This window comes from Halorubrum tibetense (assembly GCF_055396225.1).
Window position 1 is genome coordinate 1,650,448 of record NZ_AP043742.1, and the last position, 16,873, is coordinate 1,667,320.

Consider the following 16,873-nt stretch of genomic DNA (forward strand, 5'->3'; position numbering starts at 1 on the left):
GTGGGAGCGGGGGGCTTTTGTTCCGGATCGCCGAAGCCGTGGCATGGAGATCGAGGAGGGTGGCGTCACGGTACGGGTCCCCGAGGCTCGCGACGGCGCGAGCGAGGGGACCGGCGGCGGCGTCTTCTTCAACCCGACACAGGAGCTGAACCGGGACATCACGGTCGCGACACTGCGTGCCTATCGCGAGCGCGAACCGCGAGCGGCGACGTACCTCGACGCGATGGCGGCTTCAGGGATCCGCGGGGTTCGGGCGGCTGCCGAGGGATACGACGCCACCTGTGCCGATGTCGACGCCGACGCGATCGAGCTGGCCGCCGAAAACCTCGCCGCCAACGGTCTCGAGGGAGAGACGGCCCACCGCGACGTCAACGCCCTGCTGCACGAGGAGTTCTTCGACGTGGTCGATCTGGATCCGTACGGCACGCCGATCCCCTTCGCGGACGCCGCCTTCGCGAACACGCGGAACCTCGTCTGTGTCACCGCGACCGACACCGCGCCGCTGTGTGGGGCCCATCTCGCGAGCGGGATCCGGAAGTACGGCGCGGTGCCGCGGAACACTGACTACCACCCGGAGATGGGCCTCCGGACGCTTATCTCCGCGCTGGTCCGTACCGCGGCCCGGTACGACAAGGCCGCCCGGCCGATCCTCTCGCACGTCTCGCGGCATTACGCGCGAACCTACCTCGAGCTGGAGTCCGGCGCGCAGGCGGCCGACGGCTGCATCGACCAGCTGGGGTACGTCGACAACTGTGAGGACTGCCTCTGGCGCGAGCCGACCGCCGGGCTGATCGCCGACCCCGCCGACACGTGTCCGATCTGCGGGAGCGATCGCGTTCTCACCGCCGGGCCGATCTGGCTCGGACCGGTCGCGGACGCGGCGTTCGCCCGGAAGGTCCGTGCTCGCGTCACCGACGATATGGGCGAGGCGAAACGCGCGCGGAAACTGCTCGGGACCGTCGCGACCGAGCTCGATACGCCGACCCACTACGACCAGCATCGGCTGTACAAACAGTGGGGAGAGCCGGCGATCGGGATGGACGAGTTCGTCGAGCGGCTCCGTGCGGTCGGCTACGCCGCGAGTCGCGCCCACTACCGCGGGACCGCGGTCAAGACGGACGCGTCGATCCCGGAGATGCGGTCGGTCGTCGTCGACGAGGCGTGAGGCGTCCCCGTCGGCCCGACACCGGGTGTGCGCTCCTCGACGGAGCGATGTCGAGCCTCGTCACCCCCGTCCCACCAGACCGGTTTAGTAGCCGTCGGCCGAACCGACGGTCGTGACCCGACACGCGACCCCTCGATTCGACACGGCCAGACGCGTCGTCGACGCGGTCCAGGACCAGCGGGTGACGTTCCTCGCCGCCGGCGTCGCGTACTACGCGTTCGTCTCCCTCATTCCCGCGCTGTTGTTGCTGTTGGTCGTCGCGAGCACCGTCTTCGGCGACGCGGTCGCGGCCCGGCTGCTCGCGCTCACCGGCGAGTTCCTCACGCCCGCCGGTGAGGAGGCCATCGGCGCCGCCGTCGCGTCCGCGCAGGGCCGCGCTGGGGCCAGTATCCTCGGACTCGGGGTGTTGCTCTGGTCGACGCTGAAGGTGTTCCGCGGGCTCGACACCGCGTTCATCGAGGTGTACGGCGTCGACGACGACGTGAGCTTCCTCGAACAGCTGACCGACGCGGGGTCCGTCGTCCTGGCTATCGGTGTCGGGATCACGGTCATGCTCGTCGTCGGCGCGGCCGTCACCGCGATCGATGTCCCCTTCTTGGAGGTCGCGAGCGTCCTGGGACTTCCCGTGCTGCTCACCGTCGTCTTCCTCCCGATGTACTACCTCCTACCGTACCCGCCGGTGACGGTTCGGGAGGCGCTCCCGGGTGCCGTCCTCGCCGCCGTCGGCTGGACCGTCCTCCAAGCGGGGTTTCAGGCGTACGCCGCGAGCGCCGGCCAGTACCAAGTGTACGGCGTCATCGGCGGCGTCCTGCTGCTCGTCACGTGGCTCTACATCGCCGCGATCGTCGTGATACTCGGTGCGGTGCTCAACGTGGTGTTGGCCGACGGCTCGCCCCTTCCGCTCCCCTCCGACGACGTCGCCAGTCTCGCGGACCGGCAGGTACAACACGCTCGCGGTCGACCCACCGATATGAACGGGCAGTCGGAGCGTGACGAGGGCGACGACGGGGAGCGGCCGCGCGGTGCCCCGGACGTCGCCGCCCTCGAGGACGAGGTCGAGAAGCTTCGCGCGCAGGTCGACGAGTTCGAAGCGGACGTACAGCGACGGACCGTCGAGAAGCCGGCGCTGGAGTCGGAGCTGAAACGGTACGTCCGGTCGCGGATGCGACGCGGACACGCCCGCGGATGGGGCCCGTATCTCGTCCTGCTGTACGGCACGATACTGACGCTCGGCGCGTTCGCGTGGCTGAACGGGATATACGCCATCGCCGCCATGATCGTCTTGGGGCTCTCGACGCTGGGGCTGTACACCCTCTTCATCATGGTCGGCATCGGGCTCAACCTCGTAGAGACGCCCGGCAAGGCGTTGGAGTACGCCCGCCGTCGCGGCGACGACTGATCGGCCGGGGCCGCACCTCGCATGTCACCTCTCAACCCCACGGCCGTCGTACCTGACTCGCGCAGCGTGGGCGAGTTCGCCGTCGTCGAGGCGCTCCCCGAGGCGGTCGTCGTCGCCTTCGCCGCCCTCACCCACCTCGCGGACCCGTGGTTCCTCTTCGGCCTGCTAGCGGCTCTCTACTGGTTCGGCGACGACCGGGTCGCCTCGCATCCCCGACGAGCCGGTGCGACAGCGATCGCCGTCGTCGCCGCCGGGTACGCCGCGGTCGCGCTCGGAAAGGCGGCGACTGCGGCCGCCCGACCGCCGGCCGCGGCCGGCCCCGTCGACGCCCCCGGCTGGCTCCCCGGCATCCTCGGCGTCTGGTACGAGGGACAGCTCGTCTCCGACGGGTTCGGCTTTCCGAGCGGGCACGCGACGGGAGCGGTGGTCGCGTACGGCGTGCTCGCCCTCGTCGCGACCGACCTCGGCAGCCCCAGACGCCGGTACTCCGCGGCGGTCGGCATCGCGCTCGCCGTCGTCGTCTCCCGGGTCGTCATCGAGGTCCACTACCTCGTCGATGTCGTCGCCGGGGTGTTCGTCGGCGCGACGGTCCTCGCCGTCGGGCTGTGGCTCGCCGGCCATCCTCGACTCCGTCGCCGTCCCGGGCACACCGATCTCCACCGACTCGACCCGACGCCGGTGTTCGCGCTCGCGGCGGTCGTCTCAACCGGCGCGTTGGCCGTCACCGTCGCGGGCGGACACACCGGCGAAGTCGTCGAGGCGGGGATCGGGGTCGCCACCGGCGTCGGCGGCGTGCTCGGCTGGCGGCTCGTCGACGGCGACGAACCGACGGTTCCGGTCCGGATCGCGGCCCCCGCGCTCGCCGTCACCGGCGGGCTCTGGGTGGGCGCGTACACGCTGGCGGGGACGCTTCCGGTGGCGCTGGCCGCGACGACCGTCGCCGTCGCGGCCGTCGTCGCGCTCCCCGCGTTGCCGGAACGGATCGAACGCCGGTCCGACGCTCGGAGCTGAGGGACCGTTTCCGCACGAACGTCACGCTCCCGTCTCGATGTGAGCGATGTCGGGAGTGGGTATCGCACACCGGCTGTGGCGAGATAGTATATAAGTGGTCGAGAGCGACGGCGACGGTTATTTATATCCAACTCGTGCGGTGGCGTGTGCCGGTGAGCGCCCGGAGGGCGCGAACCGTCCGCACGAGGGAGTCGGCGGCGGCCGAGCGGAGCGAGGCCGACGACGACGAGGCTGGGGAGGCGTGAGGTGCGGTACTGTGCGGGGTGGGACTCAAAGGCTTGGGCTTTGGACGTGTTCACCGTCGATCCATAGGCAACCACTTATAAACGCACGGTGGGGCCCAGGACGCGTTTCCGCGCCAGCAACGACTTATAAGCGAGCGGCTGGGGTGGGGATTTGGACGTGTTTACCGCGCCAGTAGCCATTTATAAACACCTACCAATAACGAGCGATGATCAGCCGCCAGCAACACCACTCCTCTACGTATACACAACCGATCATCCATACCGCGATATCCACTCCCGCTACCGATCGTTCGTCGAGTTCACGTGCCCGTCAGAGGCCAACGCAGGAGACAAAGAAGATCCGATACGTGAAACCGAAACGAGACGAGGTGAGAGAGACTGAACCGCCGGGTCGGACCGCGCTACCCCCTTAGAACGTCTCCAGGTAGCGGTCTTCCTCCCACTCGGACACTTGGGTGAGGTACTCGCTGAACTCCTGGGACTTGGCCTCGACGAACTTCTCGGAGGTGTGCGGGCCGAGCGCTTCGGAGACGACCTCGTCGGCCTCCAACGCGTCGACGGCGGAACCGAGGTTCGGCGGAAGCGTCTCGATACCGTACTCCTCGCGTTTTTCGTCGTCGAACTCGTAGATGTCCTCGCGGACCGGGTCGCCCGGGTCGGCGTCCGTCTCGATGCCGTGGAGGCCGGCGGCGATGAGCGACGCCATGGCGAGGTACGGGTTACACGACGGGTCGGGACTGCGGACCTCGAAGCGCGCGGAGACGCCGGCCGCGTCGGGGACGCGGACGAGCGCCGAGCGGTTCGTGTCGGACCACGCGACGTAGATCGGTGCCTCGTAGCCTGGCACCAGGCGCTTGTAGGAGTTCACGGTGGGGTTCGTGACGGCCGTGAACGCGGGCGCGTGGTTCAGGATGCCGCCCATGAACTGGTAGGCCGTCTCGCTCAGATTGAACTCGTCGTCGTCGTCGGCGAAGGCGTTGTTTCCGTCTTCGTCGAACAGCGAGATGTGGCTGTGCATCCCCGAGCCGTTGATCTCCGCGATCGGCTTGGGCATGAACGTCGCGTGGAGGTCGTGTTGGGCCGCGACCGCGCGGACGACCGTCCGGAACGTCGCGATGTTGTCCGCGGTCGTGAGCGCGTCGTCGTACTTGAAGTTGATCTCGTGTTGCCCTTCGGCGACCTCGTGGTGGGAGGCCTCGATCTCGAAGCCCATCTCCTCTAACGTGAAGATGATCTCTTTGCGGACATCGGAGGCGAGGTCCTTGGGAGCCATGTCGAAGTAGCCGCCCTTGTCGTGCGGCGTGGTCGTTGCGTTCCCCTCCTCGTCAGTTTTGAACAGGAAGAACTCGGGCTCGGGGCCGACGGACACGGTGTACCCCATGTCGTCGGCTTTTTCGAGGACGCTCTTGAGAACCTGCCGCGGGCCGCCGGCGAACGGTTCGCCGTCGGTGTCGACGATGTCACAGACGACACGGGCAGCCGCCGACCCGTCCTCGCCGCTGCGCCACGGGAGCACGGCGAAGGTGTCGGCGTCGGGAACGAGCCGCATGTCGGACTCCTGGATGCGGACGAACCCCTCGATCGAGGAGCCGTCGAAGTAGATCCCCTCCGTGAACGCCTTTTCGGCCTGATGGGCCGGCACGGAGACGTTCTTTACGACGCCGAGGATGTCGGTGAACTGGAGCCGCAGGAAGTCGACGTTCTTCTCGTCGATCTCGTCGAGTACCGCCTGTTCTTCGGCCGAGAGGCCGCCGTCCGGTTTCGCGTGTTCGTCCGTCATGTTTTGGACGATTACATCCTCAACTGCCAGTATAAAGGCCTTGTCGCTTGGCGCATGAACCGCCAGTCTCCGGCAAGTACTGGACGTTCGTAAAATTCTAAACCCTCCAGGGGCTTTTCGAGTGTAATGACGTACGAAAACCTCGACGCCAAGCTCGTGAACTCGCTTCTCGGTAACGGTCGAGCCAGCCTCCGAAGTCTCGGGGACGAGCTCGACGTCTCGGTGACGACCGTCTCGAACCACCTGCGCGACCTCGAAGACGAGGGCGTGATCCGCGGATACACCCCGATCGTCGACTACGAGAAGCTCGGCTTCGACGTGACTGCCGTGTTACAACTGAAAGTGGAGGGAAGCGCGCTGCCGGCCGTCACGGAGAAACTCCGACAAGAGAAACAGATGGTCAGCGTCTACGAGGTGACTGGCGATTACGACGTGATCGCGATCGGCAAGTTCACCGACACCGACGGCATGAACGACCAGATCAAATCGATCCTCACCGACGCCGATATCCGGGAGTCGAACACGAGCGTCGTGCTCAACGCAGTCACGGAGAACGAGCAGTTCGAGCTGGACGTCGACGAGGAGTAGATCGGTTCGACCGGTCGGACGGGGATATCCCCCGAAACCGGATCACAACGAGACGTCGGTCTCGATGTCTTCCGTCGCTTCCCGAAGCCCGTCTTCCCGGGCGGCGGCGGCGTGTGACCCTTCCAGGTCGGCGTCGGTGAGCAGCGCACGGAGCTCGTCGCGGAACCGGTCGTTCACGCGCGTCGACGCGAGGTCCGCCTGAGCGACGGGCACGTACGCCTCGACGGTTTCGGCGTCCACACTGAGCGTCGCCGCCAGCTCCGTGAGCGGTCTGTCGGCGGCGACCGCACGCTTGACCGCCGCGTACTCGACGGGAGCAGGCGTGTCACGGTCGTCCTCGTCGACGAGGTGGAGGTCGAACCGTGCCTCACGGACGACGTCGGCGTCGATGCTCGTCGATCCGTCCGCGAGCGCCGCCGCGATCGTCGCGTCGTCCTCGTCGTCGAAGAAGCCGACCGCGACCCGCCGGTAGCCTGCATTGTCGAGCCCGGCGTCGAACGCGTACCGTTCGCGCATCGTCGAGACGAGCTCGTCGACGCGCGCCGCGACCGCGTCCTCGTCGCGGTCGGTGAGGCTCCCGGGCGACTCCGCCTGCCGTTCGGTCACCGTCTCCGCGCCCGTCGCGTCGACGAAGAGGTCCCGAAGCGCCTCGGTTTTCTCGTCCATACGTCGAGAAGGGACGTCGCCTGGCCGAAAAAACGTGTCGTCGGTAGCCCCCAGGATCGTAAACCAATACTCTCAAGTCGGTTTACGAGATCCTCAAACCATGTCGACACGAACGGAGTCAGTCGATCTCGTCGGCGACGAGGCGGCGACTAACCTCGCCCGTGCGGCGCTGTTCGCCGCGCTCGTCGGCGCGTTCGCGTACGTCTCGTTTCCACACCCCTTCTCGCCGTCCCCGATCACGCTCCAGGTGCTCGGCGTGTTCCTCGCCGGGATCTTCCTCGGGCCGCTGTGGGGAAGCGGGGCACTCGTCCTCTATCTCGCCGCCGGCGCGCTCGGCGCGCCCGTGTTCTCGGCGGGCACCGGCGGACTGGGGGTTCTCCTGGCCGAACCGACGCTCGGCTACCTCTGGTCGTACCCGGTCGCTGCGGCGGTCGTCGGATATCTCGTCCACGGCGGTGGCTCGCTTCGTGGCCCCGGCGCGCTCGCCGATGTCGGCGTCGGTCGGCTCGTCGGCGCGATGCTCGCCGGCACCGCCGTGATCTACGCCTTCGGCGTCCTCGGGATGGCGGTCGTTCTCGATCTCACGCTCGTTGAGGCGTTCATCACCGGCGCGGCCGCGTTCCTGCCGTTCGAGGCCGCGAAGATCGCCGCCGCGATCGGCGTCGTCCGCTCCGACGCCATCACCGCCGCCTGAAACGCGTGATCGACGCCCACGAGGTCGTTCACCGGTACGCCACTGACACGGAGAGTGAGTCGACCGTAGCGGTCGACGACGTCTCGCTCACGATCCCGGACGGCGAGTTCCTCGTCATCGCGGGCGCGAACGGCTCCGGGAAGACGACGCTCGTCCGAACGTTCAACGGACTCGTCACGCCCGACTCGGGAACGGTTCGCGTCAACGGGACTCCCGTCGAGTCGGATCTCGTCGCGGCGCGGTCGGCCGTCGGCATGGTGTTTCAGGACCCGCGGGATCAGATCGTCGCCGCCACCGTGGGCGGGGACGTGGCGTTCGGCCCCGAGAACCTCGGGTGCTCACACGACGAAATCGACCGACGCGTCCGTGAGGCGCTCGACGCGGTCAACCTGGCCGGTCGCGAGGGCGACCGGGTCGCGTCGCTCTCCGGCGGCGAACGCGAACGCGTCGCGATCGCCGGCGCGCTTGCCATGGAGCCGGACCACCTCGTCCTGGACGAGCCGTTCACCGGGCTGGACGAACCGGCCCGCTGCGCGGTTCTCGACCGGCTCCGTGCGCTCGACCGCGACGGGACGTCGGTGGTCGTCGTCACCCACGACCTCCGCGACGTGTTCGGGCTCGCGGACCGGGTTGTCGGGCTCGTTGACGGCCGTGTCGTCGTCGATGCCCCGCCGGACGAGGCGGCTACGGAGCTCCCGGGGATCGGCGTTCGCGTCCCGAGCGGGGAGTCCCGATGAGACAGCTCGCCTCACCGATGACGCGTCACTGCTCCCCTCGATGACCCTCTCGTACGCCCCCGGCGACTCGGTCGCCCATCGGCTCGACCCCCGGTCGAAGCTGCTCGTCCAGGTCGCGTTCGCGGCGGTCGCTTACGCGCATACGACGTCTCGAGGGCTCGCCGCCCTCACCGTCGTCGCCGTCGGCTGTCTGTGGCTCGCTGGTGGCGGTCCGTCCGACCTGTGGGCGTATCGGTTCGCGTTCCCCTTCCTGCTCCTCGCCCCGCTCGTCGCCGGCGCGACGCTCGGCACGCCGTGGTTTCGGGTCGAACGGGCGATCGACACCGGGCTCGCGGGGTATCGCGTCCTCCTCGTGCTCGTCGTCGCCGCGGCGTACGTCCGATCGACACCCGTCCGGGAGTCGCGGGCGGCGATCCAACGGACTGTGCCGGGGAAACCGGGGCAGTTCCTCGGCGTCGGCGTCGCGCTCGTGTTCCGGCTCCTCCCCCTGTTGAAACGCGACCTGCTCGCGACGCGAGAGGCGGTTCACGCACGATCTGGGGGGTCACTACCGCTTCGCGACCGGTTCCGGATCGTCGCCGTCGGCGGGATCAACCGTGTGTTCGGCCGTGCCGATCGACTCGGGACCGCGCTCTCCGCTCGGTGTTTCGCGTGGAACCCGACGCTCCCCCGACTGTCGTTCAGTCGGGGTGACTACGGGGCGTTGGGAGTCGGCGCGGGACTATTCGCCGCTGCGCTCGTCACCGTCGTCTGACGAACGACTATTCATCCAACCGACGACGACGGCTCCGGCTTGACCGGAGGTCACGACGGAGGCCCATCGTCACCGACGTGATCGGAACCGAGACGAGCACGACGACGCCCACAAGCAGGAGAACGTACCACGGGGGAAGCAGCGAGAGGGCGATAGCAGTCGAGAGGCCGGAATCGACCGCGAGCATGGCGGCTTCGACGTCGTTCCCGACGACGAACAGGGTGATGACCACGACGTACACGAACGCGAGCCATATCGCGGTCCGGATCGGTCGAGTGACGAGTCGGCGGACGTGATATCGCAGCGATGCCGCGACCACATCCGGATGGCGAACCGCACGGCGAAGTAGGGTGCGACGAGAGCGGCGCATGATCTCCACATGCTCCAGTAGTATCTAAGTGTACACCATGGCGTGCTCCATGCCAGTACAGTTCAGTGAGTGCAGCATGCAGGGGGTGTCGAACCGGACACGCGTGCTGGTGACGATCCCGAGGGAGGGGTCAGGGGTCGACCCGTGGGGACGCCGGTTCCGTTCGCTTAGCGACTCGACTCAACACGACACCGAGCACGAACGAGACGGCGAGCCACACGCCGATTAGTTCGAATCGGAGCGTGGGTTCGATAACCGGCGGGATGAGTACGGACGCCGAAATAGCCTCCGCGAGGAACAACCCTTCGGCGACGGCGATGGCGCGGAGTATACCCATCGAGACGACCGCGAGGCCGACGCCGACGCCGACGACCGCGACCGGATCGACCCCACCGATGTGGAACCCTTCCAGCGTACCGACGACCAGCGCAACGACGATCAACAGCGTGATCGCCTCGGTACGGTATGCCTCAAGATATCTCATATACATTAGGAATATTCAGTTATCGGCATAAATCTTTCCCGGACACGGGTGCCCGGCACACGCCCGATATCGCTATTTCTCCGACCGAAACATCACTAGTGCAGATCATTAGTAGGACACTCGTCACGGTTGGATCGGTTAACGTAACAGATATCATATGGGAATTCAGAAAAACAGATTTATTATCATAAAGAGATAATTCATGATCGAACAGAGACTGGACAGGTCTCGAGCGGATCGCCGCGGATCGGCAGCACGGACGGACGCCGGATCGAACGATGATGGTAGCTATCACTCCCACTCAGCGAACGCACCGCCACGCCGAACCGGATCAATACATCGAGCTGAATCGATGCGTCGAACCGAGCCGACCGAGCCGACCGAGCCAACCGAAACTCGGCATCGACGGACGGGTGACCGATGGTTAGCGGGCTCAAACGCGATCTCGGGCTGTTCTCCGTTGGAGCCATCAGCATCGGTGCCATGGTCGGATCGGGGATCTTCATCCTCCCCGCGCTGGCGTACCGGATCGCGGGCCCGACGATGGTCCTCGCCTTCCTGCTTGCCGGGGTCCTCGTGTTACCGGCGGCACTATCCAAGATCGAGATGGCGACGGCGATGCCGCAGGACGGCGGGACGTACCTCTACATCGAACGCGGGATGGGGCCGCTGTTCGGGACGATCGCCGGGCTTGGGACGTGGTTCTCGCTGTCGTTTAAGGGCGCGCTCGCGCTCGTCGGTGGCGTCCCGTACCTGCTGTACGTGCTCGGCGGCGACCTCCCGGTGTCGATCGAGGCGATCGCGATCGGCATCGCGCTCGTGTTGATCGCGTTGAACCTCGTCGGATCCGATGTGACCGGCCGGTTCCAGGTCGGGATCGTCGTCGTGATGCTGGCGGCGATGACGATCTTCGTCGTCGCCGGGATCCCCGCGGTCGAGTCCTCGCGGCTGTCGGGGTCGTTCGATCCGCGCGCCGCAGGATCGCTCTCCCTTTTGGAGGCGACCGGCGCGGTGTACGTCTCGTACGCGGGCGTGACGAAGATCGCAAGCGTCGCCGAGGAGATCGAGAACCCCTCGCGGAACATCCCGCTCGGCATGCTCGGATCGCTGTTCTTCACCGGCGGGCTGTACGTACTCATCGTCTGGGTGCTCGTCGGCGTCCTCCCGGTCAACGAGGCCGGCGGACTCGCGAACATCGGGATCCCCGGGGCAGAGGACGCGATCGTCGCGGAGGCCGGACGGCTCCTGCTCGGCACTCCCGGCGTAGCCATCGTCACGCTGGCCGCGATGCTGGCGCTCATCAGTACGGCCAACGCCGGGGTGTTATCCGCCTCGCGGTACCCGTTCGCGATGGCCCGGGACGACCTCGCTCCCTCGTCGCTGACCGAGATCAGCGACCGGTTCAACACGCCGACGCGAGCGGTGATGCTCACCGGTGCGGTGATCCTCGTCATGATCGCCGTCTTCCCGATCTTACAGATCGCGAAGCTGGCGAGCGCGTTCAAGATCCTCGTGTTCGTGCTGATCAACGTCGCGCTTATTAGCTTCCGAGAAGGCGCAGTCGAGGGGTACGACCCGGACTGGATCGCGCCGCTGTATCCGTGGATCCAAATATTCGGAATCGTCGCTGGGTTCGTGCTGTTGAGCCAGATGGGAACGATCCCGATCGTCGGCGCCGTGATCATCATCGCCGGCTCGCTGGCCTGGTACTACGGGTACGTCCGTAAACGGATAGACCGCGAGGGCGCCGCCCGTGACACCGTGCGTCGGAACATCGGCGATGCTGCGGTCGAGCGGACCCGCGAACTGTTCGAGAGCGATACCGAGTACGACGTCCTCGTCGGCGTGACGGAACGGACGTCCGAAAGAGCGAAACGTGACATGCTCCGGGTCGCTACCGACCTCGGGCGACTCCGGTCGACCGTGGTCTCGGTCGTCGAGTTCCTCGACATCCCGCATCGGGTATTCGCCGAGGACCACGTCGAGGTCCACGACACCGACCCGCCCGAGTGGCTCGGAACGGACGCCGACGACAGGCCCGACTGGGTCCCTCACGGATCGGTAAATCCCCCAACGCTCACCTCCGGCGGGGTCGAGGTGACCGGCGACTCGATCGGCGGCAACGGCGACAGCGGCGGGAGCGGACCCGGTGACCCGACGGAAACGGACGCGGCCGCGGACACGCGGATCGAGTACCGTGAGGTCGACAGCGAGGACCACAAGCGGGCGATGGTCGACGTCGCGACGCTGGAGGGGTACGACCTCCTGATGGTCGAACGCGACCGTGCCGACTTCCACCGTCGCCTGTTCGGTGGAGAGACTGACTGGCTCCTCGACAACGCGCCATGTGACGTGGTGCTCGTCGAGGACCGCGGGCTCGACGGGCTCGACGAGATCAGCGTGGTCGCCAACCGCGGGGCGTACGACCCGGTGAAGCTCCTGCTTGCGGACGCGATCGCCGAGGAGGCTGACGCGACGATCAACCTCCTCCAAGCGATCCCCGAGGACGCCCCGGACACGCAGCGGGAAACCATGGAGGCGTACCACACGGACCTGATCTCGATCTGTACGGTACCGACGCGCTCGACGGTGATCGAGACCGACAACCGGATCGAAGGGTTGACTCGATTCGTCGGCGACGCGGACCTGCTCGTTACCGGCGTCGATCGGACGGGAATGACCGGTCGGCTGCTCGGTCGGCCGGGCAACGAGCTAGTGGAGTCGGTCGACTGTACCGCACTCATGGTACAGACGCACGACGGTCGGGAGTCCCGGAGTCGAGTGAAACGGTTCCTAACCGACTACCTGTTCGCGTAGGCCGTCAGCGCCTCCGTCAGCCCGTTCTTGGATGTGTTCGGGGCGGCCAGTTCACTCGTCAGCGTCGCGAAACGGTTCGTAGGGAGCACGGCGTTCGTCCTCCACCAGCTCCTCGTCCTCGATCCGGATGTCGAGCGTGGAGAGCTCCCGGGCGATCTCTCGAAGGTCCTCCGTGTCTTCACCGACCGCCTCGACGTGGAGGTCGCGTCGACCGGCCATCAGGACGCGCACGTTGATGACGCCAGGGAGCGCGAGCGCCTCGGCGGCGAGCCGATCGCGCTCGGCCGCGGGGACCGTACACATGTACAACACGCGGAGCCGGCCACCGGCGCGCTCGAAATCGATTATCGCCGTCGTCCCCTCGATCACCCCCTCCTCCTCCAGCCGCTCGATCCGGTTTCGGACCGTGCCGGGAGCGATATCGAGCTCCTCCGCGAGCGACGGGACGGAGAGATCCCTCGCGTCACGCATGAGCTCGTAGACGATCCGCTGATCGACGTCGTCCAGCCGGTAGTTATCCCGTCTCACCATCATCGGATCACGTGATCCTCCTCGCGAGCGCGAGCGGTAATCGCTTCCGATCGGCGTGAATCGCGTCGCCGGCTCGCCCACCCGTGGAAGCGCCCCACTCGCCCGTGGAAGCGCTCCGCTCGCCCATTCGAGCGGCGTGCCGTCTCCGACGGACGGGCCGGTCCTCGCCGACGAGAATCCTCGAGTACCCGCTTCTCATTGTGGCAAGTTTTAACCCGAAGCTACCCACCTGATCGATCATGACTCCGCTGCAGGCGGCGACCCGGGAGACGTTCTGGACCATCGGTCCGATCGGGAAAGCCGCCTTCTACTGGCTCGCCGCGGTCGCGATCCTCGTGTTCCTGTACGGCGTGTACGCCCGGTTCGCGGCGTACTCTCAGGGACGTTCGGACCCGCGGGACCGGCTGTCGAACCTCCCCGCCCGAACGGTTGCCGCGACGAAGACGGTGCTCTCGAACGAGAACCAGTACGACCGCGACCTGTACGCCGGCGTGATGCACACGTTCGTGCTGTGGGGGTTCCTCGTCCTCGTGGTCGCGACCGCCATCCTCGGCTTCGATATCGACGTCTACCGCCCCCTCGCCGGCGAGTCGTTCTGGGTCGGCGACTTCTATCTGGCCTACCAGTTCGTCGTCGACGCCTTCGGCCTACTGTTCGTCGTCGGCGTCGGGATGGCCATCTACAAACGATACCGGAACCGCGAGGGTCGACTGTGGGGGAAACACACCTCGCTGGAGGACGACGCGTTCGTGTGGACCCTGTTCCTCCTCGGCGTTGGCGGGTTCCTCGTTCAAGCGCTCGGGATCGTCGGCCAACCGGAGCGCGCCGGCGAAACCGTCTCGTTCGTCGGGATGGCGATGGCGAACGCGTTCCAGTGGGCCGGACTGACGCAGGCCGGTGCGGAGGCCGCCTACGGCGTGATCTGGTGGCACCACTCGCTTCTCGCGTTCGCGTTCATCGCGTGGATCCCATACGCGAAGCCGTTCCACATGATCTCCTCGTTCGCGAACGTCGTCGCCCGCGACGAGAAGGCGGGCGCGAGACTCCCGAACGTCCCCGCCGACCTCGATCACACGAACGCCGAGTCCATCGAGGACTTCACTTGGAAGGAGCTCATGGACGGTGACGCCTGTACGAAATGCGGCCGGTGTACCTCGGCGTGCCCTGCCGACACCGTCGGGCGAAACCTCGACCCGCGCGACGTGATCCTCGATCTCAAGGCGTATCGCGAGTCGGTCAGCGACGACCCGGTGGTCGGACGCGACGATCGAATGGCGACGGACGGCGGAACCGTCCCCATCGTCGCCGACGAGGGCGGCGTCGTCGCCGCGGAGTCGATGGAGTCGTGTATGTCCTGTATGGCCTGTATGGACGCCTGCCCCGTCGACATCGAACACCTCACCTCGTTCACGAAGATGAACCGCCAGCTCGTCGACGAGGGAGCGGTCGATTCGAACCTCCAAGACGTGTTTCAGGACGTGATGCGGTCGGGGAACACGTTCGGGGCGTCGCAGGCCGCCCGTGCGGACTGGGCCGACGAGCTCGACTTCGAGATCGACGACGCGCGCGAGACCGAGGTCGAGTACCTCTGGTACGTCGGCGACTACCCGAGCTTCGACGATCGGAACAAGAACGTCGCCCGCGCGCTCGCCCGCCTGTTCGAGGCCGCCGACGTCGAGTTCGGCATCCTGTTCGATGACGAGCAGACCGACGGCAACGACATCCGCCGGATCGGCGAGGAGTTCCTCTATCTCGAGCTGGCGGGTCACCACGTCGAGACGTTCGCGGAGTGCGAGTTCGACTCGATCGTCTGTACGGACCCGCACTCGTACAACACGATGAAACACGAGTACCCCGAGGTCGACTTCGCCGAGTTCGCCGACGACCCGATGATGCCGTTCGACCGCGAGGAGCCGTGGAACCCGGACGGGGGGATCGACGTGTTTCACTGGACGCAGGTGGTCGAACAGCTGGTCGAGGACGGTCGGCTGGGGCTCTCCGGCGACGAGCTCGGCTACACGGTCACCTACCACGACCCCTGCCATCTCGGACGCTACAACGACGAGTACGAGGCACCCCGCGAGCTGATCCGTGCGACCGGGGCCGAACTCCACGAGATGCCGCGCTCCCGCGAGCGATCCTTCTGTTGTGGCGGCGGGGGTGGTGGTCTCTGGACCGAACACGACGAGGACGTGAAGCCCTCGGAGGAACGCCTCCGGGAGGCGGTCGAGGACACCGCCGCGGGCGACGCCGTCGAGAAGTTCGTCGTCGCTTGCCCGATGTGTACGACGATGTTCGAGGACGGGCGGAAGACGGGTGGGTTCGAGGAGGACGTCGAGATCGTCGACGTCGCGGAGCTGTTGCTGGAGGCGCTGGAAACGGGGTCGTAACGGGGGCGACAGGGCGATTTCGATCTCCGGCGCGGCGGTTTCTCAGTGTTTCAGTGGTCGATCTCGCCCGCGTCGATCGTCGCGGCCGTACGGCGAAGCAGGGCGCGACCCGCGGCCCGGTCGCGAACCGGCGCGTCGCCGAGGTAATCAACGAGCGCGTCGTGTAACAGCGCGGTCTCCGTCGCGTCGAGCGGGTCGCCCCGTTCGATGCGGCGGATCGGCTGCCGATACGGATTTACCGGGTCGACCTCGGCGGTGTCGCCGCCGGCGTCGCGCTCTGTCGGACCGGCGAGCGCGGGGGGATCGACGGTCCGATGATCGTCGGCCGCTCGCTCACAGGCCGCCAGCAGCGCGGCGTGTGCGACCCACGCTTCCTCGCGGGTGAACGTCGGATCGGCCGACTGGCCGTCTCTCGGAGGGCTCATTCACGTGGGTTCTCCGTAGGGAGGGGCTTAAAAGTATGCGTGTGTCCCACGACGGCTCGAAGTTCGATGGTTTAACCCCTGCCGGCCGGAATGGACGGTCATGGTGCGGGACCCGTCGCGTGAAGAGGATCCACCGGCCGTTACCGATGTCCTCGATGCGCTTGCCGACGACGCCGCCCAGCGGATCGTCCTCGCCCTCTCGGAGCCGAAAACCGCCAGCGAGCTCTCGGAGGAGTGCGGTATCCCGCTGTCGACGACCTACCGGAAACTGGAGACGCTCGTCGACGCTTCGCTCCTGAGCGAATCGACGGACATCCGACGAGACGGCCAGCACACGACGCGCTACTCGGTCGCGTTCGAGGAGGTTCACGTGTCGATCAACGACGAGGCCGACCGCGAGCTCACTGTCGAGTTCGAGCGCCCCGAGCGGACCCGGGACGAACGGCTCGCCGACCTCTGGTCCGAACTCCGTGAGGAAACATGAGTGCCCACATAGACATCGCCATCATCGTCGCAAAGACCGCCATCCTCCTGCTCGGTGGCTCAATCACCTACTACGCGCTCCGCGCGTTCGAGCGGACCGGCGATCCCTCGCTGCGCGCGCTGGGGATCGGGTTCGGCGTCGTCACCGTCGGCGCGCTCGTCGGTGGCGTCTCCCACCAGATCATCGGTGCGGACCTCGCCGTCGGGATCGCGATCGACAGCCTGCTGACCGCGGTCGGCTTCGCCGTGATCGTCTACTCGCTGTACGTGGAGTGACCGGTCGGGGACGGGTCGGACCGATCGGTGGCGGGTCGGACCAAGTGGATCCGGACCC

17 protein-coding genes are annotated in these 16,873 nt (G+C 66.9%); 11 read left to right on the top strand and 6 right to left on the bottom strand.

Annotation, left to right across the window (positions count from 1 at the left end; all coding sequences use genetic code 11):
- Window positions 1-43: 43 nt before the first annotated feature.
- The 3 genes from ACZ5TV_RS08365 (at window position 44) to ACZ5TV_RS08375 (ending at window position 3,575) form a co-directional block, all read left to right on the top strand.
- On the top strand, window positions 44-1,165 hold the full coding sequence (locus ACZ5TV_RS08365) for a tRNA (guanine(26)-N(2))-dimethyltransferase (protein ID WP_379778511.1): 1,122 nt from the start codon (window positions 44-46) through the stop codon (window positions 1,163-1,165).
- A 112-nt stretch (window positions 1,166-1,277) separates the two neighbouring features.
- Window positions 1,278-2,564: a YhjD/YihY/BrkB family envelope integrity protein gene (locus tag ACZ5TV_RS08370; protein WP_379778513.1), complete on the top strand. Its 1,287-nt coding sequence runs from the start codon at window positions 1,278-1,280 to the stop codon at window positions 2,562-2,564.
- A gap of 21 nt (window positions 2,565-2,585) precedes the next feature.
- Window positions 2,586-3,575 carry a phosphatase PAP2 family protein gene (locus ACZ5TV_RS08375; protein ID WP_464383692.1) on the top strand — a complete coding sequence of 330 codons (990 nt, stop codon included), beginning with the start codon at window positions 2,586-2,588 and terminating at the stop codon, window positions 3,573-3,575.
- Between the two features lie 654 nt (window positions 3,576-4,229).
- Here the strand turns inward: ACZ5TV_RS08375 and glnA are convergent.
- The gene (gene glnA / locus ACZ5TV_RS08380) at window positions 4,230-5,600 is read right to left on the bottom strand and encodes a type I glutamate--ammonia ligase (RefSeq protein WP_379782492.1); all 1,371 of its coding nucleotides are present in this window, start codon (window positions 5,598-5,600) and stop codon (window positions 4,230-4,232) included.
- Window positions 5,601-5,726: 126 nt separating this feature from the next.
- On the opposite strand from glnA, the gene lrp reads away from it, so the two are divergent.
- Window positions 5,727-6,188, top strand: a complete 462-nt coding sequence (gene lrp / locus ACZ5TV_RS08385; protein ID WP_379782490.1) for an HTH-type transcriptional regulator Lrp — start codon at window positions 5,727-5,729, stop codon at window positions 6,186-6,188.
- A gap of 42 nt (window positions 6,189-6,230) precedes the next feature.
- Here the strand turns inward: lrp and ACZ5TV_RS08390 are convergent, their stop codons facing one another.
- Window positions 6,231-6,854: a hypothetical protein gene (locus ACZ5TV_RS08390; protein ID WP_379782488.1), complete on the bottom strand. Its 624-nt coding sequence runs from the start codon at window positions 6,852-6,854 to the stop codon at window positions 6,231-6,233.
- A 100-nt stretch (window positions 6,855-6,954) separates the two neighbouring features.
- On the opposite strand from ACZ5TV_RS08390, the gene ACZ5TV_RS08395 reads away from it, so the two are divergent.
- The 3 genes from ACZ5TV_RS08395 to ACZ5TV_RS08405 are packed head-to-tail and all read left to right on the top strand — an operon-like array spanning window position 6,955 to window position 9,039.
- On the top strand, window positions 6,955-7,548 hold the full coding sequence (locus ACZ5TV_RS08395; protein ID WP_379782486.1) for a biotin transporter BioY: 594 nt from the start codon (window positions 6,955-6,957) through the stop codon (window positions 7,546-7,548).
- Between the two features lie 5 nt (window positions 7,549-7,553).
- Complete coding sequence (locus ACZ5TV_RS08400; RefSeq protein ID WP_464383693.1) at window positions 7,554-8,285, top strand: energy-coupling factor ABC transporter ATP-binding protein; 732 nt, start codon at window positions 7,554-7,556, stop codon at window positions 8,283-8,285.
- A gap of 40 nt (window positions 8,286-8,325) precedes the next feature.
- A complete protein-coding gene (locus ACZ5TV_RS08405) occupies window positions 8,326-9,039 on the top strand; it encodes an energy-coupling factor transporter transmembrane component T family protein (protein ID WP_379780222.1) in 714 nt (237 codons plus the stop codon).
- Window positions 9,040-9,046: 7 nt separating this feature from the next.
- Here ACZ5TV_RS08405 and ACZ5TV_RS08410 read toward each other — a convergent pair whose 3' ends face one another.
- Window positions 9,047-9,409, bottom strand: a complete 363-nt coding sequence (locus tag ACZ5TV_RS08410) for a hypothetical protein (protein ID WP_379780224.1) — start codon at window positions 9,407-9,409, stop codon at window positions 9,047-9,049.
- A gap of 130 nt (window positions 9,410-9,539) precedes the next feature.
- Window positions 9,540-9,893, bottom strand: coding sequence for a hypothetical protein (locus tag ACZ5TV_RS08415; protein ID WP_379780226.1), 354 nt, complete (start codon window positions 9,891-9,893; stop codon window positions 9,540-9,542).
- A 420-nt stretch (window positions 9,894-10,313) separates the two neighbouring features.
- Between ACZ5TV_RS08415 and ACZ5TV_RS08420 the strand changes: the two genes are divergently transcribed.
- Window positions 10,314-12,710: an APC family permease gene (locus ACZ5TV_RS08420; protein WP_379780228.1), complete on the top strand. Its 2,397-nt coding sequence runs from the start codon at window positions 10,314-10,316 to the stop codon at window positions 12,708-12,710.
- Window positions 12,711-12,761: 51 nt separating this feature from the next.
- Here the strand turns inward: ACZ5TV_RS08420 and ACZ5TV_RS08425 are convergent, their stop codons facing one another.
- Window positions 12,762-13,244 (bottom strand): Lrp/AsnC family transcriptional regulator, encoded by a 483-nt coding sequence (locus ACZ5TV_RS08425; RefSeq protein WP_379780230.1) that lies wholly within the window; start codon window positions 13,242-13,244, stop codon window positions 12,762-12,764.
- A 236-nt stretch (window positions 13,245-13,480) separates the two neighbouring features.
- Between ACZ5TV_RS08425 and ACZ5TV_RS08430 the strand changes: the two genes are divergently transcribed.
- Window positions 13,481-15,631: a (Fe-S)-binding protein gene (locus ACZ5TV_RS08430; protein ID WP_379780232.1), complete on the top strand. Its 2,151-nt coding sequence runs from the start codon at window positions 13,481-13,483 to the stop codon at window positions 15,629-15,631.
- Between the two features lie 50 nt (window positions 15,632-15,681).
- Here ACZ5TV_RS08430 and ACZ5TV_RS08435 read toward each other — a convergent pair whose 3' ends face one another.
- Window positions 15,682-16,056 (bottom strand): DUF7853 family protein, encoded by a 375-nt coding sequence (locus ACZ5TV_RS08435; RefSeq protein WP_379780234.1) that lies wholly within the window; start codon window positions 16,054-16,056, stop codon window positions 15,682-15,684.
- A gap of 100 nt (window positions 16,057-16,156) precedes the next feature.
- Here ACZ5TV_RS08435 and ACZ5TV_RS08440 point away from each other — a divergent pair, with 100 nt between their 5' ends.
- Together ACZ5TV_RS08440 and ACZ5TV_RS08445 are read left to right on the top strand one after the other, a co-directional pair.
- Window positions 16,157-16,540: a helix-turn-helix domain-containing protein gene (locus ACZ5TV_RS08440; RefSeq protein WP_379780236.1), complete on the top strand. Its 384-nt coding sequence runs from the start codon at window positions 16,157-16,159 to the stop codon at window positions 16,538-16,540.
- The gene (locus ACZ5TV_RS08445; RefSeq protein WP_379780238.1) at window positions 16,537-16,815 is read left to right on the top strand and encodes a DUF7521 family protein; all 279 of its coding nucleotides are present in this window, start codon (window positions 16,537-16,539) and stop codon (window positions 16,813-16,815) included. The genes ACZ5TV_RS08440 and ACZ5TV_RS08445 overlap by 4 nt, the downstream gene beginning before the upstream one ends.
- The last annotated feature ends 58 nt before the right edge of the window (window positions 16,816-16,873 follow it).